19 protein-coding genes and 1 pseudogene are annotated in these 19,933 nt (G+C 64.7%); 6 read left to right on the top strand and 14 right to left on the bottom strand.

Annotation, left to right across the window (positions count from 1 at the left end):
- The 11 genes from FM113_RS10450 to nrdI form a co-directional block, all read right to left on the bottom strand.
- A partial coding sequence (locus FM113_RS10450) for a ParB N-terminal domain-containing protein (protein WP_140393341.1) occupies window positions 1-850 on the bottom strand: 850 nt, incomplete at its 3' end.
- Window positions 847-1,716, bottom strand: a complete 870-nt coding sequence (locus tag FM113_RS10455; RefSeq protein WP_087014422.1) for a hypothetical protein — start codon at window positions 1,714-1,716, stop codon at window positions 847-849. The genes FM113_RS10450 and FM113_RS10455, both read right to left, overlap by 4 nt.
- Window positions 1,717-1,791: 75 nt before the next feature.
- The gene (locus FM113_RS10460) at window positions 1,792-2,226 is read right to left on the bottom strand and encodes a hypothetical protein (RefSeq protein WP_087014424.1); all 435 of its coding nucleotides are present in this window, start codon (window positions 2,224-2,226) and stop codon (window positions 1,792-1,794) included.
- Entirely contained in the window at window positions 2,223-2,909 is a 687-nt protein-coding gene (locus tag FM113_RS10465; protein WP_087014426.1) for a DUF2637 domain-containing protein, read from the bottom strand. Before FM113_RS10465 ends, FM113_RS10460 begins: the two co-directional genes overlap by 4 nt.
- The gene (locus tag FM113_RS10470) at window positions 2,906-3,820 is read right to left on the bottom strand and encodes a bifunctional DNA primase/polymerase (RefSeq protein ID WP_087014428.1); all 915 of its coding nucleotides are present in this window, start codon (window positions 3,818-3,820) and stop codon (window positions 2,906-2,908) included. Before FM113_RS10470 ends, FM113_RS10465 begins: the two co-directional genes overlap by 4 nt.
- On the bottom strand, window positions 3,820-4,899 hold the full coding sequence (locus FM113_RS10475) for an ImmA/IrrE family metallo-endopeptidase (RefSeq protein WP_087014430.1): 1,080 nt from the start codon (window positions 4,897-4,899) through the stop codon (window positions 3,820-3,822). Before FM113_RS10475 ends, FM113_RS10470 begins: the two co-directional genes overlap by 1 nt.
- Window positions 4,900-5,126: 227 nt before the next feature.
- Window positions 5,127-5,966 carry an AraC family transcriptional regulator gene (locus FM113_RS10480; protein ID WP_254908963.1) on the bottom strand — a complete coding sequence of 280 codons (840 nt, stop codon included), beginning with the start codon at window positions 5,964-5,966 and terminating at the stop codon, window positions 5,127-5,129.
- 191 nt (window positions 5,967-6,157) lie between these two features.
- Window positions 6,158-6,739 (bottom strand): NADPH-dependent FMN reductase, encoded by a 582-nt coding sequence (locus FM113_RS10485; protein ID WP_087014433.1) that lies wholly within the window; start codon window positions 6,737-6,739, stop codon window positions 6,158-6,160.
- 297 nt (window positions 6,740-7,036) lie between these two features.
- Window positions 7,037-8,062: a class 1b ribonucleoside-diphosphate reductase subunit beta gene (nrdF, locus tag FM113_RS10495; protein ID WP_087014435.1), complete on the bottom strand. Its 1,026-nt coding sequence runs from the start codon at window positions 8,060-8,062 to the stop codon at window positions 7,037-7,039.
- Window positions 8,063-8,094: 32 nt separating this feature from the next.
- Complete coding sequence (gene nrdE / locus FM113_RS10500) at window positions 8,095-10,251, bottom strand: class 1b ribonucleoside-diphosphate reductase subunit alpha (RefSeq protein ID WP_087014437.1); 2,157 nt, start codon at window positions 10,249-10,251, stop codon at window positions 8,095-8,097.
- The gene (gene nrdI, locus FM113_RS10505) at window positions 10,248-10,751 is read right to left on the bottom strand and encodes a class Ib ribonucleoside-diphosphate reductase assembly flavoprotein NrdI (RefSeq protein ID WP_087014439.1); all 504 of its coding nucleotides are present in this window, start codon (window positions 10,749-10,751) and stop codon (window positions 10,248-10,250) included. Before nrdI ends, nrdE begins: the two co-directional genes overlap by 4 nt.
- Before the next feature lie 246 nt (window positions 10,752-10,997).
- Here nrdI and FM113_RS10510 point away from each other — a divergent pair, with 246 nt between their 5' ends.
- Genes FM113_RS10510 through FM113_RS10530 form a run of 5 tightly spaced genes read left to right on the top strand, consistent with a single transcriptional unit; the run spans window position 10,998 to window position 16,202 of the window.
- The gene (locus tag FM113_RS10510) at window positions 10,998-12,860 is read left to right on the top strand and encodes a phosphoenolpyruvate carboxykinase (GTP) (protein ID WP_087014441.1); all 1,863 of its coding nucleotides are present in this window, start codon (window positions 10,998-11,000) and stop codon (window positions 12,858-12,860) included.
- A gap of 56 nt (window positions 12,861-12,916) precedes the next feature.
- A complete protein-coding gene (locus tag FM113_RS10515; protein WP_087014453.1) occupies window positions 12,917-13,861 on the top strand; it encodes a metal ABC transporter substrate-binding protein in 945 nt (314 codons plus the stop codon).
- A complete protein-coding gene (locus tag FM113_RS10520) occupies window positions 13,858-14,595 on the top strand; it encodes a metal ABC transporter ATP-binding protein (RefSeq protein ID WP_087014443.1) in 738 nt (245 codons plus the stop codon). Before FM113_RS10515 ends, FM113_RS10520 begins: the two co-directional genes overlap by 4 nt.
- Window positions 14,595-15,470 carry a metal ABC transporter permease gene (locus FM113_RS10525; protein WP_087014445.1) on the top strand — a complete coding sequence of 292 codons (876 nt, stop codon included), beginning with the start codon at window positions 14,595-14,597 and terminating at the stop codon, window positions 15,468-15,470. Before FM113_RS10520 ends, FM113_RS10525 begins: the two co-directional genes overlap by 1 nt.
- A gap of 9 nt (window positions 15,471-15,479) precedes the next feature.
- The gene (locus FM113_RS10530) at window positions 15,480-16,202 is read left to right on the top strand and encodes a metal-dependent transcriptional regulator (protein WP_087014447.1); all 723 of its coding nucleotides are present in this window, start codon (window positions 15,480-15,482) and stop codon (window positions 16,200-16,202) included.
- Here FM113_RS10530 and FM113_RS10535 read toward each other — a convergent pair.
- The 3 genes and pseudogenes from FM113_RS10535 to FM113_RS18470 all read right to left on the bottom strand — a co-directional run.
- Window positions 16,178-16,858 carry a metal-dependent transcriptional regulator gene (locus FM113_RS10535; protein ID WP_087014449.1) on the bottom strand — a complete coding sequence of 227 codons (681 nt, stop codon included), beginning with the start codon at window positions 16,856-16,858 and terminating at the stop codon, window positions 16,178-16,180. The genes FM113_RS10530 and FM113_RS10535 overlap by 25 nt on opposite strands.
- Window positions 16,859-17,154: 296 nt before the next feature.
- Window positions 17,155-17,595: a hypothetical protein gene (locus FM113_RS18465; RefSeq protein ID WP_254908964.1), complete on the bottom strand. Its 441-nt coding sequence runs from the start codon at window positions 17,593-17,595 to the stop codon at window positions 17,155-17,157.
- A 46-nt stretch (window positions 17,596-17,641) separates the two neighbouring features.
- A pseudogene (locus FM113_RS18470) lies at window positions 17,642-18,022 on the bottom strand (DNA cytosine methyltransferase); the annotation flags it as partial.
- A 280-nt stretch (window positions 18,023-18,302) separates the two neighbouring features.
- Here FM113_RS18470 and mobF point away from each other — a divergent pair.
- The coding region (mobF, locus tag FM113_RS10545) for a MobF family relaxase (protein ID WP_176387174.1) at window positions 18,303-19,933 on the top strand (1,631 nt) is incomplete at its 3' end.

The following is a 19,933-nucleotide window of genomic DNA, read 5'->3' on the forward strand; positions in this document are numbered from 1 at the left end:
GGAGCCGTGCTGATGCGAGCTGGGCGGGGCGCTTCTTCGTCGCAGACTTCGCACGTTCAACGGCGAGCACTGCCAGGCGTTCCAAGTCTGCCGGCCGTGCGGTGTTTTCAAGTTCCCGGAGGCGGGTCGCGCCTGCGGCTGCGGTGTCGCGGATGCCTGCCGGTTGTGCGGGGTCGCTGGCGAGGGCGTCGAGTTCGGCGAGGGCTTGTGCGGCTCTGATGCGATGGTGCGCTCCGGTGATCGACTCGCCCGCGTCGATCCGGTCAAGTTCCTCCCGTGCCCGCTGCTGTACGTCGTCGGGTTGTGCGGGGTCGGCGGCAAGGTTCTGCAACTCGTTGATGCGTTCCAGCGAGGTGTAAGCGTTGCGTCCGGTGACCATGAGTGCGGCCTGCTGCCTGGTCTCGCCCTTTTGCGGTGCCGCCACGGTGGCGGCACCGTGTGACCTGGGGTTTTCTTGTTTCGAGGTGAACCGGGACGCTTCCTGCCGGCCGGTCGCATCTTCGACCATGAGTGCTTTCAGTTCGGCGTAGAGGGTGGCTTCCTCGGTGCGGGTGAAGGGCTTGTGGAGGAGGTTGTCGTCTTGTTCGGCGAGGAGGAGTCCGAGGGTGGTGGAGATACCGGAGCGCACCCACACGTTCACCGTCTTCCACCCGAGCCGGCGGATCGCTGCCAAACGTCTGGCACCGCAGATCAGCATCCCGTCCGGGGTGATCGTGATCGGCTGCAACAGCCCATCCCGCGCGATCGACTCCACCAGGGAGTCGAGGTCGCCGTAGTCTTCGCGGTGGCGGCGGCCGGCCCAGATCGACTCGACGGCCCGCTCCAGCTCGATATGCCCTGGCTCGCTCATGGCCGGCCCCGCATCACGCCGGGGGCGGCGATCTTGATCACCACTTTCAGGTCGGCATCGTTGAACAGGTGCCGGAGGGATTCGCCGATCAGCAGCCGCAGCAGCACGCCACGGCCCGCGTTGGTGCCGGCCAGGTGTAGGTCGGGGGTGCCGAGGATGATCCGCAGCAGCCGGTACCACGATGGTGCGGGGATGTCGAGCAGGGCGCGGGCGTGCTGGTCGCGTCGTAGTGACTCGTACGCTCCCGCGCGCGAGACGGATTCTGCGAGGCGTGCGCAGATGCACTCGACCGCAGCTCGCGCGACCTCTGGCTCCCACCCGTACCAGCACAGCAACGCGATCGTGTCCTCGACCGCCGACTCCACCCCCGTCGACCCCGACACCTCCACGCGGTCGTCTTCGCCGTCGACGTCATCGTTTGCGAAGGGGTCGGCGCGGAATGCGGGGTGGTAGTCGGTGAGGGGGTTCTCGCGGTCGGAGAAGCGTTCGGCGTCATGGAAACCCGAGTACCTCGGCCGCCGCGCCTGATGCACGGAACACAGCAGCCCGTTGGCGCGGTTCTCCGCGATGCAGGTGATTTGCACGGCACGGGTGATCACCGCCCACGGATCATCCGCCCGCCGCACCGAGGGCGTGCGCATCGCCTCAAACGCTGCCGTCGCCGCCTCCCACGGATCAAGGCCGTGCTTGCGCGCGAGCGCGGCGTACTTGTCGGCCGCGTGCCGCATAAGTGCTGCTGCATCGGGGTCCGTCCGCCAGGCGTCAGGCCCCTCAGCGTCGAGGCGGGTGAGGAGTTCGCGGAGTCGTTCTGAGTTCTCGAACCCACGTCCGCGACCGTCGCGGCGTGGGGTGTGGGGTTGTGGCATGGTGGCACCTCCTGACAAGCAGGTGCGCACCGGCTCCCCACCATCCCCACTCCACCGTCGTCTGCGCATGGTGATTCACCCCAGCCCGATTCCAGATGGCCGCACCCACGACGACGAGCGCGGCCGATCCTGCGGCTCGAACACATCGAACGACTCGAACACCGACGACCCCGCAGGTGCCGCTCGTTCCGCTCGGCGATCCCGGATGTCACGGGCACGGTCACGGGTCATCCGGTAGGTCTGACCCAACGCGCGGCGGGTACGGTGCGCGAGCTCGGTCTGAAAGCTGATGCCGCGGCCCGCGATCCTGGCGGTACTCGACGCGATCAGATCAGTCGGACGCACCCACGCGATCCCGCGCCCCACCCGCGAACCAGGATCAGCGCCTGGGGTGGTGAGTGAGGGGTCGCGGTGCACGGCGAACGCCGACCGCTCCGCCTCTGCACCCTCGGTCGCCTCGGGCCGCACATCAGGCAGCTCGGTGCGGTTCGTCTCTGCGTGATCGTTCACGAGGTCTCCTCCTTCGTTCCACTGATCGCTGGGGTGAACCAGCGGCCGACCGTCGAGGGATGCACGCCCAGGTGCCGGGCGATCTGCTTGTTCGACCACCCCTCCACCTCCCGCAACTGCGCCGCCTCCACCCGCCGCTCACTCACCGACACCACCGGCAACTCCACTGCCTGCGCCGGCTCAACTTCCGGCACGACGACCGGCCGTGAGGATGTGGCGGCTTCGACCGAAGCATCCTCGATCGCGTTCGCGGCGCGCGCGGTGGTGGGGCGGGTGAGGATGACGGTGAGGTGCGTGATCGACAACAGCACCAGCGGCGGGATCGCAGCGACCGACGCTGCAAGAACCGCCGGTACGTCGGTGTCGGCGGCGATGATCGCGTGGATCGCGTTCGCCGTGACGGACACGACGGCGCCGGCGGCGAGGAGCGTCCAGGGGTACCAGGTCGGGCGGGACTGGTTGGCGAGGGCGACGACTGCGACGGTCGCGACGACGATGATGCCGTCCACGATCAACGGCCACGCCCACGCCTGACCGCCATCAATCCCAGACCGGCGGGCCAGATCGGCAAGCGCGGTGAAGGACAGCCAGAACGCGCCGGCCGCGATGAACACGGTGCCCGTGATTGCCGTCACCACTGCCAAGCGGCGACCCCGCGGCGAGACAGTCTCGATGGTGCTCATGAGATCACCCGCCCCGGTGATCCGCGCACCACACGCCGCTCATCCGCCACGGGCTCCACGGACGTGCGCGGCGCGGGGTGGGTGGTGCGGTAGGCGGAGCGAATCGTCGCCATGATCTCCCGCGACCCCAGCCCCGCGTGCTTGGCCGCAGGACCCAGTGCGTCGAGGGTTACATCGGGAGGGGCTCCTGATTCTGCGAGTCGGCACGCGGCCCAGAACAGGCCCCGATTCCGCTCGCCCTCACCACGCCCCGCCACCCAACCGGCGAGCACTTTCGCATCCGACCCCCGCCGCTCGAACCGATGAGCGCTGGCGCGAGTACGGTCGAGAGGGATCGGGGTGCGGGGGTCCAGGAACTCGCGCAGCCGCGCCGCATCCACCGGCACCGGGGTATCACCTGATGCGACGATGAGCCGGTATGGTGCCCGCACCCCGCCAGGGCGCAGCACCGTCGAAGGCGGCGCGACGATGTAGCCGCCGTCACCCCGGAAATCGACGTGCGCTCGCGCTGCCTGCCACGACGACTGCGCACGGTCAGGGTCTGCCGGGTAGTAGGCGTGGAGTCCGCCGGAGGGGGTGCGCACGAGCGCCGCCCACCCCGCCGCATGGCCTTGACGGTGCGCTTGTCGGAATGCGGGGAATCCGGTGCCGGTCGCGTGCACGTCAACATCGACGACCTCAACCCCCGAGACGGCACCGGTGGGGATGCCGATGTTCGCGAACGGCCACCTCGACCACCATCCCGCTACCTGTACGGGATCGGCAGTCGCGTCATGAAACCCACGGGGCACCAAAGGGCGTTTCTCACCCGGCACACACGGGAACACCGGAACACCGGCCGCAGCGAACCGCGCCGCCGCCTCCGGGAGCGGCATCCCGCCGACTTCGGTGAACAGATCGACGGCACCCATCACAGACTCCTCACCGCCGCCGTCGTGCGACGTGGCCCCTCCGCCAAGGGATCAGCAGTCGGCTCGACCGTCGGCTCGGGGCGTGTCTTCGCTGGGGTGTCACGGGTCAGACCGGGAGGGTCACCGTTGCCGATCTGCGCCGTGGGGAGCTGATCGAGAATCGCGGCGGAGGTCTTGCGGACTCGTTCACCGGTGGCTTGGACGACTTCAACCGGGGACTTCTCCGGCACCGTCGCAGCCCACCCCGACACATACGGCACCGTGTAATCAGTGGTGTCCATGCCGTGCGCGGCAGCGACCATCAACGCGACCGAATCCGCCTCCACCTCACCGATCCCGCGATGCCCCGTCGCATCGGGGTTATCGGGGCCGTGGAGGAGGACGTGGGCGAGCTCGTGCGCGAGGGTCTTCACTTGGGCGGCGTCGGGCATGTTCTCCCGCACCGCCACCGTCTTCGCGCTGAAGTCGGTGAGGCCGTTGGCGCCGTGGATCATTCCCTCGTGCGGCACCCGCATCACGGTGAACCCTTGCGCTTCGACTTGCGCGGCGATGCCCTCCCAGAGCCCATCGGGTGCTTCACCTTCGAGCAGCCGTGGTGACGGCGGGGCCGGGATCGGATCCCCGGCGGTTTGTGAGACATCCCAGACGTAGGCGGGGCGGACACCGACCATGCGGGAGCGCAACGCCTCACCCGGTCTCGGCTTCTCGAACCGGCCGAGCCGGTGCCATGACTCAGCCACCTTCGGCGTGAACGACACGAATCGGCCCGTGACGGGGGCGAGGATCATGTACCCCGACTGGCCCTTCTCGACCTGCCGGCCGAGTGTCTGCCACTGCTTGAACCCCGCCACATATGACGGCACCGGCTCCGGCACCCGGCCTGCCTCGAACGCGGCCTGATGCTGCACGAAGATCAGCAGCGTGTTGTTGAACGACCGCGCACGGAACCTGGCCGCGAACTCCAGCGCCTGTTTCCAGTCCTCACCCGACACCAGCGACTCCACCGCATCGGTGAGCTGTTCATGGAGCGCGTCGAGCTTCGCGTCCCGCGCCGCCCGTGCTTCCTCGGTGGTTGCCATCGTCGTCCTCCTTCCGCAGGTACCCGCACACGGCGGGTGACCTCTGCGACCAGAAGGTGCGCGAAGGGATTCAGAGAAGACAATCGAGACGGACGACGGACAGATTTGTGAGCGACCGTCAGGTGCATCGCTGAACCCGACGTGGTCAACCCACCACTACCTCAGATGAGCAGACCCCGATGATGCGTGCAGCGGATAGCGGTCGATTCGGCCGGATGCATGCGCGTTTAGTCGGGGTGCGGTGGAGTTGGAATGCTGTGGCTGATCCGGCGATACTCGCTTGGCGAGACCCCGACGCTGCGACGAAACTGGCGCGCGGCGAAGTCAGAATCGCGCCACCCCACTGACGCCGCAATGAGCGAGATCGGCGAGTCGGTAGCTTTGAGCAGATGCGCCATCTTTTCCGCTCGGAGCAACGCGAGGTACGCGATAGGTGATTTTCCGAACGCGTCGGTAAAAATGCGCCGCAACTGCGACGGTGATAAGTGGACGAGGCTCGCAAGCTCGGGCACCGACCAACGACGATCCATCTCGGTGGCAAGGAGCTCGGCTGCTCTCCGTGCCTCGGCCCGCAACGGTCGAAACGCGCGATGCCTCGGGGTTGATGGCACAACCGTGGTCCGCTGTGTCGGCGTGACTCGATCGCCGGTGACCGCGAGGTGCGGAACGATAACATCCAGGACGGCGGAGAGTAGCGCCTGCGCTCGGTAGAAGTTGTTCGCGTGCTGACCGTCAACGCTCAGCGCTGCGAGTTCGTCCAGCCACGGCATCAGTAGCCCCGCGCGATCCTCCCCAAGTCTGACGACCTGCGCTGGCTCCGCGTAACTTGCATCGAGGAAGTCGCTGGCATCGAGACGATCCTTGAAACGTGCGGCATGCTGCCAGAACACCTGATCGATCACGTAGTCACGATCCAAGTACAGCGTTGTGGTCGTGACCCAGCCCTCAGGCTCTGCACCACAAAGCGTATTCGCGGCGAGAACCACGACATCGCCGACATTGACGTGGCGGCTACCGAACTCGCTAAACAACCTTGCGCTTCCGGCGCGGATTGCGATCAACTTCATACAATCGAAAGCGACAGGCGGAACCGGTGCGTGATCGCTACGAGTGCGGACAAGGATGGGGGTGAAGTTCCGCAGACTCCTTCGAGACTCCGCGGAACCTGTGGCTGCTTGCATTCATCAGCGCCCAAGGCATCGGCTTAGGGACGGCCCGATTCGAGCCATGATCGATGCCCCGCATCGGGATTCGATAATCACCCGTTGCCTCTTGCTTCGAACTGCCTGTCGATGATGCCGAGGAAGCGATTTACGTAGTCTTGGAGGAAGTGTGCAGTGCCTTCATTGAGTCGATCCTTCTCATTGAAAAGAGTGGGTGATTGCGCGAGAAACACCTCTGGTTGGCCCGGCGTCGGCATGTCGAAGTATGACAAGGCGAGGCGAAGGTTCTTCTGCGAGCTGTAGCCGCCCATGCGGCCTACTGAGTGGCTAATGATGCCCGCTGGTAGGTTCTTCCATGCGACATCTCCGTTGGGTTTGGAACCGATGTCGATGGCGTTCTTGAGGCATGCGGGAATGGTGCGGTTGTTCTCTGGTGTGACGAACAGGATGCCATCGGAAGCCTTGATTGCCTCTCGAAACGCCGAGTACTCCTCTGGGACCCTCACGTCGGCAACTTCGGGGTCGTCGTAATCGAAGTCGTACAGAGGGAGGTCGCGGATCTCAAGGATGCTTGCTTTGTAGCCTTCGGGGAAGAAGTCGATGGCGTTGTGGGCGATCTTGCGCGCGTAAGAGCCCCGGCGAAGGCTCCCGATGATTACGCTGATGTTCTTTGCCATTGGCGGTGTTCTCTTTCTTCGAAGTGATATCAGTGCTCGATGGGCGGGAGAAAAGGTCGGGCCCCAAACGCCGGCGGTGGGCCGGCACGGTGCGACGCGGCGATGAACTGATCAAGCTTGAGTGGACTCTCCGCACGGAGAAACATGCCAAGCATCGAAAGGAGCCCACCGATAACGGCATCTCGGTTCGAACTGGTCCCCAGTAACCGCAGCGCAGCGGGCTGGTTGCCTTCTCGTACAGCCTGAAACAAGGCGATAGCTTCGAGCCATGCCCCTTCGTCGGGACGGGGCAAAGGCTCAGAAGTCCCAGTCATCGTCACTGGTATCTACGGCTTTGCCGATGATGTAGCTGGACCCAGATCCAGAGAAGAAGTCATGGTTCTCGTCCGCGCCGGGTGCGAGAGCCGCGAGGATCTCCGGGTTGACTTCGGTCTCTTCTGGCGTGAAGCGGGCGGGGTAGCCGAGGTTCATGAGTGCTTTGTTCGCGTTGTAGCGGACGAATACGGCGACGTCGTCCATGAGACCCAGCGGTTCGTAGAGCTCACCCGAGTACTGCAGTTCGAGCGCGTAGAGATCTTCGAGCAGCGCAAAGGTGAACTCGCGCATATGTTCCTGCTCCGCTCTTGTGTGGGTTTCGAGGCCGCGCTGGTACTTGTAGCCGGAGTAGTAGCCGTGCACGGCTTTGTCCCGCAAGATAAGGCGGATCATGTCCGCCGTGTTCGTGAGTGTCGCGTGCACAGAGAAGTGCAGTGGCAAGTAGAAGCCCGCGTACAACAGCAGCGAGGACAGCAGCGTCGAGGAGACCTTCCGCTTGAGTGGATCATCCCCGTAGTAGTGTGCGAGCACCTTCTTACACCGCTCCTGAAGAAGGTCGTTGGCGACGGCCCACCGGTAGGCGTCGTCGATTTCGGGGGTCGAGGTGAGGGTGGAGAACACGCTGGAGTAGGAGCGGGCGTGCACGGACTGCATGAATGCGATGTTCGTATAGACGGCCTCCTCATGTTCGGTGCGGGCGTCCTGGATCTGGCAGATCTCCCCGACGGTGGCCTGCACGGTGTCGAGCATGGTGAGCCCGGTGAACACGCGCATGGTCAGCGTGCGTTCCTCCTGGGTGAGTTTTTGCCAGGCGGGGAGATCGTTGGAGAGCGGTACTTTCTCCGGCAGCCAGAAGTTCGCGGTGAGGCGGTTCCAGACTTCGAGGTCTTTGTCGTCGCCGACGCGGTTCCAGTTGATGGGTCGCAGGCGGGCTGCTGGGTCGTGCCGATAGCCCGGCGGAGTGATGGAGATCTCGGTGATGGGGCGGGTGATATCGGTGAGGGTCATGGGTGTTCCTTCGGGAAGATCGGATTCTGGGGTTACAGCGCGCAGGAGACGCAGCCTTCGATTTCGGTGCCTTCGAGCGCGGGCTGGCGGAGGCGGATGTAGTAGAGGGTCTTGATCCCGGCGCGCCAGGCGTGGATCTGCGCCTTGTTGATGTCGCGCGTGGTTGCCGTGTCGCGGAAGAACAGGGTCAGGGAGAGGCCTTGGTCGACGTGGCGGGTGGCGGCGGCGTAGGTGTCGATGATCTTCTCGTAGCCGATTTCGTACGCGTCCTCGAAGAACTCGAGGTTGTCGTCGGTCATGTGCGGGGCTGGGTAGTAGACGCGGCCGAGCTTGCCTTCTTTGCGGATCTCGATCTTCGCTGCGATCGGATGGATCGACGCGGTCGAGTTGTTCACGTACGAGATCGATCCGGTCGGTGGGATGGCCTGCAGGTAAGCGTTGTAGATGCCGTGCTGACGCACGGATTCCCGCAGCTGCGCCCAGTCCTGCCGCGTGGGGATCGCGACACCTGCCTTTGCGAAGAGGATGCGAACGCGTTCGGTGGCGGGCTGCCAGTCACGCTCGGTGTATTTGTCGAAGTGCGAGCCGTCGGCGTAGGCGGAGGTCTCGAAGCCGACGAACGTCGTTCCTCGTTCGATGGCGAGCCTGTTCGAGGCACGCAGGGCCTGGTAGGTGACGGTGAGGAAGTAGATGTCGGTGAAGTCGATGCCTTCCTCGCTGCCGTAGCGGATGCGCTGCGAGGCGAGGAACCCGTGGAGGTTCATCTGTCCCAGCCCGATCGCGTGCGACGCGTCGTTCCCGGCCGCGATCGAGGGGACCGCGTCGATGTTGGTCTGGTCTGACACGCTCGTGAGTGCCCGGACCGCGGTCTCGACCGTCGCGCCGAAGTCGGGGGAGGCGAACGCCTGGGCGATGTTGAGAGATCCGAGGTTGCAGGAGATGTCCCCTCCGACCTGCTCGTATCCGATCGCGGCGTCGTAACGGGACGGGGTGTTCACTTGGAGGATCTCGCTGCAGAGGTTGGACATGTTGATCCACCCCTGCAGGGGGTTCGCGCGGTTGACGGTGTCCTCGAACAGCACATAGGGGTATCCGGATTCGAACTGCAGTTCGGCGAGGGTCTTGAAGAATTCCCGTGCGCTGATTGTGGTCTTGCGCACTCGCGGGTTCGAGACCAGCTCGTCGTAGTGCTCGTTCACCGAGAGATCCGACAGCGGCTTCCCGTACTCGCGCTCGACGTCGTAAGGGCTGAACAGGTGCATGTCCCGGTTCTCCTTCGCGAGCTGGAATGTGACGTCGGGAATCACGACGCCGAGGGAAAGCGTCTTGATGCGGACCTTCTCGTCCGCGTTCTCCCGCTTCGTGTCCAAGAACCGCAGGATGTCCGGGTGGTGCGCGTGCAGATACACTGCCCCGGCACCTTGTCGGGCTCCGAGTTGGTTGGCGTAGCTGAAGCTGTCTTCGAGGATCTTCATCACCGGGACGACGCCGGAGGCCTGGTTCTCGATCTGCTTGATCGGCGCCCCGGTCTCGCGCAGGTTCGTCAGCAGTAGCGCGACTCCGCCCCCGCGCTTGGAGAGCTGCAGGGCGGAGTTGACGCTGCGTCCAATGGACTCGAGATTGTCCTCCAGGCGCAGCAGGAAGCAGGAGACGAGCTCGCCGCGCTGCGCTTTACCCGCGTTCAGGAATGTCGGTGTCGCGGGTTGGAACCGGCCGGAGAGCATCTCGTCCACAAGCCGGGTCGCAAGGGCCTCGTCGCCCTGTCCGAGGAAAAGCGCGGTGGCGACCACGCGCTCCTCAAATCCTTCCAGGTAGGTGGTTCCGTCGAACGTCTTCAGCGCATAGGAAGTGAAGAACTTGAACGCGCCGAGGAAGGTCTGGAAACGGTGCCCTGCCTCGCGGGCGTGGTCGTGCAGGCCCGCGAGGAACTCCGGAGCGTACGCGTCGAGGAACGCCTGCTCGTAGTAGTCGTTCGCGACCAGCCACTCCAGGCGTTCGGCCACGTTTCGGAAGGTCCTCGTGTTCGGGGTCACGTGCTGGCGCAGGTACGCCTCCGCGGCTTCCCGGTCCTTGTCGAACTGGATCGACCCGTCCGGGGCAAACAGGTTCAATTGCGCGTTGAGGGCGTGGTAGTCCCTCCGTGCGCCGATCCCGGTGCGGGCCGGGGCTTCTGGCGAGGTGATGGTCATGCGGTCTTCCTCTCAATGGATGTCAGGTTGTCGGAGGCCTGCTCCCAGAAGTGGGTCAGGCCGTTGTTCACGTGTTCGATGTCGCGCTGCGTGCCGAGCAGCTCGAAGCGGTACAGCTCCGGGACCTGGCATTTCGCGGAGACGATGGGACCGGCGAGGCAGTAGTGCTCGCCGAAGTTCGTGTTCCCCGCTGTGATCACGCCCCGGATGAGTGCCCGGTTCGCGGGGTCGTTGAGGAACGAGATCACTTGCTTCGGCACCGCCCCGGCTCGTTCCCCTCCGCCGTACGTGGGAACAACGAGCACAAAGGGCCGAGCCACCCGGATCAACCCCTCCACCCGGGGCCGCAGCGGAATACGAACCGCGGGCCGGTCGAGCCGGTCGACAAAGCGGCGAGTGTTCTCCGACACGCTCGAAAAGAACACCAGGTCAGACGACTGGGCGGCGGCAAGTTCGCGCACAGAGGGCACTGCGTGCCGGCGCTCCGGTGGGGCTGGCATGGCGATCCTCCTCGCACTCTGGCTGTGACGCCTCACGCCACCAACCACTACATGTTGTGCCTCACCGACGTTCGGAGTGGCGTATCTAGTAATAACATCAATGTAGTTCTCAAGACTACGACACGCCAACATTTGAAACTACGGTATGCCGAACACTAGAGTGAAGTGCGCAGATGATCTGTGACTGTGGGCAGGACAGTCGTCGGACGCGCTCAGACGCGAAAAGAGAGACTGAAGGAGTGCCACATGGCTGATACGAGCCGAATCCTGATACCTGCGGAAATTGATAATGAGAGCATCCGTGCGTTCGTGGAGGAGTGGGCCGGGGTCACCGAGCCCGATCGGGTAGAACTCGTTTCGGCTGCTGATGACGCCCGGCTCATCGGCGAAGCTCTCGCCGCAGGTGAACTCCTGCCCGCGGGTGAGGGCCGCTACTACGCCAGATCCCACCCGAAGGACACCGCCCGCTCCGAGGAGCGCACGGTCGTCGCAACCTCGAACCCTACCGATCGCGGCCGCTACAACAACTGGCAGCCAGCGAGCGAGGTGAAGCCGCTCATCACCGAGCGGATGCGCGGGGCGTCTCGCGGGAGGACGATGTACGTCGTCCCCTACCTGATGGCGCCGCCCGGTACCCCGCTCGCGGCCTACGCGGCCGGGGTAGAGCTGACTGATGATCGCACGGTCGTGCTGCAGATGATCCGCATGGCCCGCGTCGGTCTCGAGCATTTCGACGGGCTCTCCGATCCGGACTTCTTCGTGCGCGGCGTGCAGGTCACCGGCGATCCCGACTCGCTCGGGCACGGCACGCCGGAGGATGCACGCCTGTTCGCGACGATCGCGGATGAGCGCACGATCCTCCACTACGGCTCCGCATATGGCGGCAACGCACTGCTGGGCAAGATCGCCCACGGCCTCCGCCAGGCCTCCTACGACGGCCATACCTCGGGGAACTTCCTCGCGGAGCAGTTCCTCCTGCTCGGCATCCGCGACCTCGAAACCGGCGCCACCACTCACGTCTGCGGCGGATTCCCGAGCGCGTCGGGCAAGACCAACCTCGCGATGACCCTGCCGCCGGACGCGCTCGGCGACCGGTACCGGGTCGATTTCTACGGCGACGATATCGCCTGGATGTGGATCGACGACGAGGGCCGCTTGCGGGCGATCAACCCCGAGAACGGCGCATTCGGGGTCGCGAAAGACACGAACGAGCACACAAACCCGACCGCGATGGCTGCGATCGCGGAGGGCTCCGGCACGATCTTCACCAACACCGCCTACAACCAGCTCACCGGCGACGTGTGGTGGGAGGGGCTCACTCCGCAGCCTCCCGCGGAACTCGACGGGTGGCTCGACTGGACCGGCGCCCCGATCGCCGACCGCGGCACCGACCAGCAGGGTGCTCCGTGGGCGCACCCAAACAGCCGGTTCACGATCCCTCTCGAACGCATCCCGAACCTCGCCACCGATGCCGCAGACCCGTCAGGTGTCGTGATCGATGCGATCATCTTCGGCGGTCGGACCCGCGACCGCGAACCCCTCATCCGCGCCATCGACGACCCCGCGATGGGCGTCTACGACGGCCTCACCCTGGGCGCGGAGGCGACCTTCGCTGCCGAAGGCGTCGACGGGCAACTCCGCTACGACCCCATGTCGATGCGACCGTTCTTCTCCTACTCCGAGGGCCGCTACGCCCAGCACTGGCTGACTCTGCTCCGGCAGCTCACCGATCTGCCGGTGTTCGCGCACGTCAACTGGTTCCAACGCGACCCCGAAGACGGCCACTACCTCTGGCCTGGATATCGCGAGAACCTCCGCGCCCTGAACTGGCTCTTCCGCTACCGCGCTGGCGACGCCCACGGGCAGCGCACGCCAGTAGGGGTCATCCCCACAGCGGAGGAACTCGACCTCATCGGCCTCGATGTTCCCGCAGAGGATCTCGACCGGCTACTGCAAATCGACACGAAGCGCTGGACCGAGGAAATGCAACACCGACATGGGCACCTCTCGAACTTGCGAGACCTCCCACAAGCCATTTGGGAAGCGCATCATCGTGTCGCTGAGACTCTCCAACCACTCGCCTCCGACCCAGAGGGTACTGCCCACTGATGCGGGCAGTACCCGACGCGACCATTGAACACCTTGACATGAAGGACTTGCACAGCATGAACCACAGCACATCCAGATCCATCCGACGCTCGCTCGCTCTGTTGGCAGCATCGGCACTCGCGATTAGCCTCGCCGCCTGCAGTAGTCCCGGCAGCGGCACGGATGCCGCAGCCGACGAACGCCCGGTTGTGCTGACCACCTTCACCGTCCTCGCGGACATTGCTGAGAACGTGGCCGGTGACCACTTGCGCGTGGAGTCGATCACTAAGGTTGGCGCAGAGATCCACGGTTACGAGCCCACGCCGGGGGACATTCGAAAGGCCTCCGAAGCCGACCTCATTCTTGACAACGGGATGAACCTCGAAGCATGGTTCGGGCAGTTCGTTGAGGGCCTGGACGTGCCTCACGTCGTCGTAAGCGAAGGAGTCGAGACGATCGATATCAGCGAGGACGCCTATGCGGGATTGCCGAATCCGCACGCGTGGATGAGCCCAGTGAACGTGCAGATCTACGTCGACAACATGGTTGAGGCGTTCAGCGAGCTTGACCCAGAGAACGCGAGCGCATTCGAGGCCAACGGAGAGGCGTACAAGGCTGAGCTTCAGAGCGTGCAAGACGAACTTGTCGAGGAACTATCGGTGTTGCCTGCCAATCAGCGGGCTTTGGTGACCTGCGAGGGCGCGTTCTCGTACCTCGCTCGTGATGCCGGGCTGACCGAGAAGTACATCTGGGCTGTGAACGCTGAGCAACAGGCCACGCCGCAGCAGATCACCTCGGCCATCGAGTTCGTGCGAGCCAACGACGTACCCGCTGTGTTCTGCGAGTCCACCGTGTCCGACGCACCTATGCAGCAGGTCGTCGAGGCTACCGACGCAGTCTTTGGCGGCACACTGTACGTGGACTCTCTCTCTGAAACCGACGGCCCGGTGCCGACCTACCTCGAGCTGATCCGCCATGACGCGACCGTCATCATCGATGCCCTGACCGGACAGCAGTCATGACCGCAGCGATCTCAGTGCACGACGTCACGGTGCATTACGGTGAGGTCCTCGCCCTCGATCACGCCAGCCTCGACATCCAAACCGGGCGCGTATGTGGGCTCATCGGGATGAACGGATCGGGAAAATCCACTCTGTTCAAGACCATCATGGGGCTCCTACGTCCCGACTCCGGAACTGTGCGCGTTGAGGGTGAGAATCCCGCGAAAGCACGTAAATCCGGGGTCGTGGGTTACGTGCCGCAGAGTGAGGACGTGGACTGGGCCTTCCCGGTGACGGTGCGCGACGTTGTCATGACTGGGCGCTACGGGCATATGGGCTTCACCCGCCACGCGAAGAAAGCCGACCATGACGCCGTTGACCACGCGCTGGAACGGGTGGAGCTCACTGAGTACGCGAATCGGCAGATCGGGCAACTCTCAGGCGGCCAAAAGAAGCGCGCCTTCGTGGCACGCGGCATCGCGCAGGGCGCGACGATCCTGCTGCTGGACGAGCCATTCGCTGGCGTCGACAAACGTTCCGAAGCGACCATCACCCGTCTGCTGCGCGAACTCGCCGGCGACGGAGCAACGATCCTCGTCTCAACCCACGACCTCCACGCATTACCCGACCTGGCCGACGAGGCGGTGCTTCTCATGCGGCGCGTGCTCATGCACGGCGACCCCGACCTGGTGCTCCAGCCCGACAACCTTGCCCTGGCCTTCGGCTTGGACGTCATGAACCGAGGCGACAACTGATGAACCTGATCGATTTCTTCCTCGAACCCCTCAGCTACGACTTCATGGTCAGAGCGCTCGCGACCACCCTGATCGCCTCGATCGTGTGCGCGGTGCTCTCCTGCTGGCTCGTCCTGATCGGCTGGTCGCTCATGGGCGACGCCGTCTCCCACGCCGTCCTGCCCGGCGTGGTCCTCGCCTACATCGTCGGGGCTCCGTTCGCCCTCGGAGCGGTGATCTTCGGATTCCTCGCCGTCGCTCTCATCGGCGCCGTCCGAGACACCAGCCGGGTCAAAGAAGACGCCGCGATCGGGATCGTCTTCACCACACTGTTCGCGCTCGGACTCGTACTGATCTCCGTCACCCCGTCGCAGACCGACCTGAACCACATCATCTTCGGCAACCTGCTCGGCGTGTCCTGGGCAGACCTCACCCAGGTCATCATCCTCGGCGCGATCACCTTCACGATCCTCGTCACCAAACGCCGCGACTTCACGCTCTACGCCTTCGACCCCACCCACGCCCACGCCATCGGCCTCAACCCGAAGATCCTTGGCGCAGCGCTCCTCGGCCTCCTCGCACTGACCGCGGTCGTTGCCTTGCAAGCCGTCGGCGTGATCCTCGTCGTGGCGATGCTCATCATCCCGGGAGCCACCGCCTACCTGCTCACCGACCGGTTTGGGCGCATGCTCGTCATCGCCCCCGCCATCTCCGCCGCCTGCGCCGTGATTGGCCTCTACCTGAGCTACTACCTCGACACCGCCTCTGGAGGCATGGTCGTTCTTGCCCAGGGTGCCGTGTTCGCGCTCGTCTATCTCTTCAGTCCCCGGCACGGCCTCATCGGAACCCGAGTCCTGAGCTCACGTCGTCGACGGGCGCTCGCCACTGCTCAGTAAGGGCCCCGTATGCGTGGCAAAAGCGACCGGTCAGGGACCAGAGCGCGGTATCTTCGTGTGATCTGGTCCTTGATCGAATCCGATCATGTGCCGGTTACGATCACCGGCCTCGCCCGCGCCCTGCAGCATGTTCCAGGAAGCGTTTCCGAACAGGTCAAACGTCTCGTCGGCGATGGCCTGATCGAACACGAACGGTACAAGAGTGTTTCGCTTACGCCGGAGGGGCGGTTAGAAGCGATACAGGTCGTGCGGGCCAATCGAATACTTCGGTGCTTCCTTCACGACATCCTCAACCTCCCTTGGAGCGAACTCGCCACAAACGCAGAAGCGCTGGAAGGCAGCAGTTCACCTAGGTTTCTCCAGCGGATCGAAGCCTCCCTCGACCAGCCCACCCATGACCCATACGGGCAACCCATCCCTACACCAGGCGGGGACATCGAAACCCTCACCGACTCACCGCTGGGAAAGCTGGTCCACTCGCACCGGACTCCGGTCGTGATCACGCGAGTCACCGACGCGCCTTTGGAAATACTGACCTTCTTCGACGAGCGGAACCTCCGCCCGGGCACTCGGATGCAGATCCGCGGACGTGAAACAGGTTCGCATACCGCTGACGTTCGTACGGCGCAATGGCACGGAACGCTGCTCCCGTCCGGAATAGGGGCGCTCCGTGGGTCACTCCATGAAGAAACGGAGCAACGACCGGCTCAACCGTCTGCGATGGACACGTAGAGCGCATCCGTCGCTGAACTCCCCAACGCCACTGAGGACGCTGCCCCCGCCACCCGCACATCAAGCGAATCCGAGAAGGCTGCCCCTTCGCCGATCTCGAGTGTCACTCCGACCACGAAACCATGTTCCTGAAAGAACTGTAGGAGCGCGGGGTCCGAGTCTGAAATGCGCTCGACCAGAACACGGTGCCCCGCTCCTAGCGCGGTCAGTTGCGTTGCATTTGGGATGTGTACTTTGCCGTCCGCTGATGGGATGGGGTCGCCATGCGGGTCGCGGGTGGGGAACTCCAGAAACTCATCGATTCGGTCGATCATGAAATCTGACACCGCATGCTCAAGGTGCTCTGCCTCATCGTGCACTTGATCCCAGGAGTAGCCCAGAACACTCACAAGAAACGCCTCGATGAGACGATGCCGTCTGACCATCACCAACGCATACGAACGTCCGGTCTCCGTCAGCTCCACCGCCCCGTAAGGCGCGTGATCTACAAGACCCTGCGACGCGAGCTTGCGGACAGCATCAGAGACAGAGGAGAGCTTCAACCCCGTCCGCTCCGCGATCAGCGTCGGTGTCACCGGCGCGGAGGACCACTCCGTGAGGCCCCATACTGCCTTCAGGTAGTTCTGTGTGCTGGCGGAAAGCTCGGAGACGGACATTTAGTCATGGTACCGCCGAACTTTGAACTACGGCGCAGATGCTATCGATGATGTGCTTTCGCAAATCAAGCTCGCGGTTAGCGCAGTAATCGCAGCGCTCGCTTGCATCGGCAACACGCCATTTCCAAGTGCGGCAAGCTGCTGATTTGCGGTAAGTCCGTGCTGGGCATCAGTTACCCATCCCAATGGAAGACCCATGAGCCACTCCACAAAGGCGGGTGCGGGACGCGGACCGGTGCCGTCGCTCAGTAGCGCAGGCGAGGGCGCAACTCGGCCAGTGAGCCGCTCCCACCGAGTCACGGCTTCGGCGTATCGTCCCCATCGTTGAAGAGCTGCCCGATCAACGACCACAGGCTCTCGGGTTCCTCGATGCGCTGGTACCCGCTCGGCCCGTGGAGGGCGAGGTCGATGATCTGATGGCTCAGCGCGATCGTGCCCCGCCGCGCCTTCACCTGTTGCAAGGTCTCCCCACCGCGGGACGCGTCCGATGCGAGCGGCGTTCGAAAGAGCGCGGTGGGCGAGGATGAAAACTCGGAATCGCGGGTGGGGTGCGCCGATGTCGGAAGCGGGTAGACCGAGCCATTGCGTGTCATACCGGAGGTCGGCCAGGTCTCCCAGAACTGCTCCTGCTGCCCGAAGAGGTCGAGTTGAGTTTTCTCCCAGATGCCACAGGTCGGGTTCCACGCCGCGAGGGGTTGCACTGTCGAGGGTTGCGTCTGCGGGGTTGCGTTGCTCATCGTCGTCTCCTTCGAGGTTTGCGCGGACTGCGGGTGCGGAGAGCAGCCCGCGGACGTTCTCGATCACGATCCACTCGGGTTGCAGCACGTCGATCGCTGCTGCCATGTGTGCCCAGAGGCCGGAGCGGGTGCCGGGTTTCAGGCCGGCCATCTTCCCAACAGTCGACACGTCCTGGCAGGGGAACCCGCCACAGAGGATGTCCACCGGTGGCACGGCGCTCCAGTCGATGGTCGTGACGTCACCGAGGTTCGGGGCGTCTGGCCAGTAGTGGGAGAAGACACGGGCGACGGGTTCGCTGATCTCGGAAAACCAGATCGTTTGGGCGTTGAAGACTTCTTCGACGGCGAGATCGAGCCCGCCGTAACCAGAGAACAGCGACCCGACACGCAGCGGCGCGGCCGAGTCGGTGACGGGCTGATCTGCCAAGGGCGAACCTCCTGGAATGGTGATGCCCGGAGCCGTGCTGCTGCTCCGAGCTGGTCACCACCCAGGTGCACGAGTCGCCCCATCAGCGCCCATCCATTCGGCGCCTCCCGAGTCACACCGGCTCCCGTCGCTGGCTCAGCGCCCTGGCCTCTCGCGGTTCGCTCTCACGAGTTGTCACGCGTCTTGCAAGCGAGGCGCGCCGCCGTCCGAATGTGACCCCAAAAGTCACCTCGCCGCGGGCTGCGGAGCTCACCTTCGGGGTGAGGAAAGGCGGTGGCTGGTGACGGTTTCGATGCGGGTGATGTCCGCCGGCGACGGCTACAAGTACCTCCTGCGCACCGTCGCCACCGGTGACGGCGACCGGATGCTCTCGACACCGCTGACGAGGTACTACACCGAAGAAGGAACACCGCCCGGGCGCTGGATGGGATCAGCGGTCACCGCGCTTGGCCACGGCGCGCTCGGAGTCGGAGATGAAGTCTCCGAGGAGCAGCTTCAACGACTGATCGGGCAGGGCCGCGACCCCGTGACAGGCCAAGCGCTCGGCAGCCCGTACCGGAAGTACCCGACCGTGGCCGAGCGAATCAAGCACCGCTCCGCACGTCTCGACGCCGATCTCCCCGTGACCGGGCGCGCGGAAGCGGTCGCCGCGATCGAGGCTGAGGAGAGCGCACACGGTGCACGGAAGGCGGTTGCGGGGTTCGATTTCACGTTCTCGATTCCGAAGTCCGCATCCGTGCTGTGGGCGGTATCGGATGCGGGGACGCAATCGCTGATTGCGGACGCGCATCATGCGGCGGTTGCAGAGATGGTTGCGTTCATCGAACGCGAGGTTGCGGCAACCCGTGTCGGTGCCGCAGGACGCAACGGGGCGGTTGCGCAAGCCGATGTCTGCGGTGCGATCGCAACCGCGTTCGATCACTACGATTCGCGGGCGAGCGACCCGCATCTGCATACCCATGTCGTGATCTCGAACAAGGTGCAGACCGTCCACGACGGCAAATGGCGCTCCCTCGACGGCCGCCCGCTACACGCCGCGACCGTCGCGCTCTCAGAACTCCACGAAGCCGTGTTCGCCGACCACCTCACCCGCGCGTTCGGTGTCGAGTGGCGGGCGCGCGACATGGGGCGCGACCGCAACCCTGCCTGGGCAATCGCGACGGTGCCGGAGAAACTGGTGGCAGAGTTTTCATGCAGGTCACGGCAGATTAACCAGGAGAAGAACCGTCTCATCGCCGAGTACGTTGCCCGTCACGGCAGGCAACCGTCGTTGGCGACCGTCATCAAGCTCCGGGCGCAGGCGACGTTGGCGACCAGACCGGAGAAGCAGGTTCGTTCGCTCGCGGACCTCACCGGCGAGTGGCGGGAGCGCGCGTCGCACCTGCTCGGTGAAGACGCCACCCGCTGGGCCCGAACCGTCACCGCCAACGACGTCCCGTTGCTGCTGCGCGCTGACGATGTGCCGTTGGACGTGATCGCCTCGCTGGGTCGCAGTGTGGTTGAGGCGGTCGGTGAGAAGCGGTCGACCTGGCGCAGGTGGAACCTCACCGCCGAGGCCGCACGCCAGACCATGCCCTACCGGTTCGCCAGCACGAGGGATCGCGAAGCAGTCGTCGGAATCGTCGTCGACGCGGCGGAACGTGCCTCCCTGCAACTCACGCCCCCCGAACTCGCGTCCAGTCCGGCAGTGTTCCGCCGCTCTGATGACGCGAGCAGGTTCCGTCCGATCGCGTCGACGGTGTATTCGTCACCGGACATCCTGGCGGCCGAGGATCGGCTTCTCGAGCGCGCTCGCACCATGACCTCGCCCACTGTGCCTGTCGAGGTGGTCGAGAAGGTCGCTCGCCGCCCGGATCGCGACGGCCGACTCCTCGCCGACGACCAAGCAGCAGCCCTCACCGGGGTCGCGAT

The organism is Leucobacter sp. 7(1) (genome assembly GCF_900163635.1).
Taxonomy (GTDB): domain Bacteria; phylum Actinomycetota; class Actinomycetes; order Actinomycetales; family Microbacteriaceae; genus Leucobacter.

Coding starts and splice junctions, on each gene's coding strand:
- nrdF (WP_087014435.1), bottom strand. CDS start 8,062: ATGACCCTCACCGATATCACCCGCCCCATCACCGAGATCTCCATCACT.
- FM113_RS10480 (WP_254908963.1), bottom strand. CDS start 5,966: ATGAAGTTGATCGCAATCCGCGCCGGAAGCGCAAGGTTGTTTAGCGAG.
- nrdI (WP_087014439.1), bottom strand. CDS start 10,751: ATGCCAGCCCCACCGGAGCGCCGGCACGCAGTGCCCTCTGTGCGCGAA.
- FM113_RS10510 (WP_087014441.1), top strand. CDS start 10,998: ATGGCTGATACGAGCCGAATCCTGATACCTGCGGAAATTGATAATGAG.
- nrdE (WP_087014437.1), bottom strand. CDS start 10,251: ATGACCATCACCTCGCCAGAAGCCCCGGCCCGCACCGGGATCGGCGCA.
- FM113_RS10520 (WP_087014443.1), top strand. CDS start 13,858: ATGACCGCAGCGATCTCAGTGCACGACGTCACGGTGCATTACGGTGAG.
- FM113_RS10465 (WP_087014426.1), bottom strand. CDS start 2,909: ATGAGCACCATCGAGACTGTCTCGCCGCGGGGTCGCCGCTTGGCAGTG.
- FM113_RS10525 (WP_087014445.1), top strand. CDS start 14,595: ATGAACCTGATCGATTTCTTCCTCGAACCCCTCAGCTACGACTTCATG.
- FM113_RS18465 (WP_254908964.1), bottom strand. CDS start 17,595: ATGAGCAACGCAACCCCGCAGACGCAACCCTCGACAGTGCAACCCCTC.
- FM113_RS10485 (WP_087014433.1), bottom strand. CDS start 6,739: ATGGCAAAGAACATCAGCGTAATCATCGGGAGCCTTCGCCGGGGCTCT.
- FM113_RS10535 (WP_087014449.1), bottom strand. CDS start 16,858: ATGTCCGTCTCCGAGCTTTCCGCCAGCACACAGAACTACCTGAAGGCA.
- FM113_RS10470 (WP_087014428.1), bottom strand. CDS start 3,820: ATGGGTGCCGTCGATCTGTTCACCGAAGTCGGCGGGATGCCGCTCCCG.
- FM113_RS10530 (WP_087014447.1), top strand. CDS start 15,480: ATGCGTGGCAAAAGCGACCGGTCAGGGACCAGAGCGCGGTATCTTCGT.
- FM113_RS10455 (WP_087014422.1), bottom strand. CDS start 1,716: ATGCCACAACCCCACACCCCACGCCGCGACGGTCGCGGACGTGGGTTC.
- FM113_RS10515 (WP_087014453.1), top strand. CDS start 12,917: ATGAACCACAGCACATCCAGATCCATCCGACGCTCGCTCGCTCTGTTG.
- FM113_RS10475 (WP_087014430.1), bottom strand. CDS start 4,899: ATGGCAACCACCGAGGAAGCACGGGCGGCGCGGGACGCGAAGCTCGAC.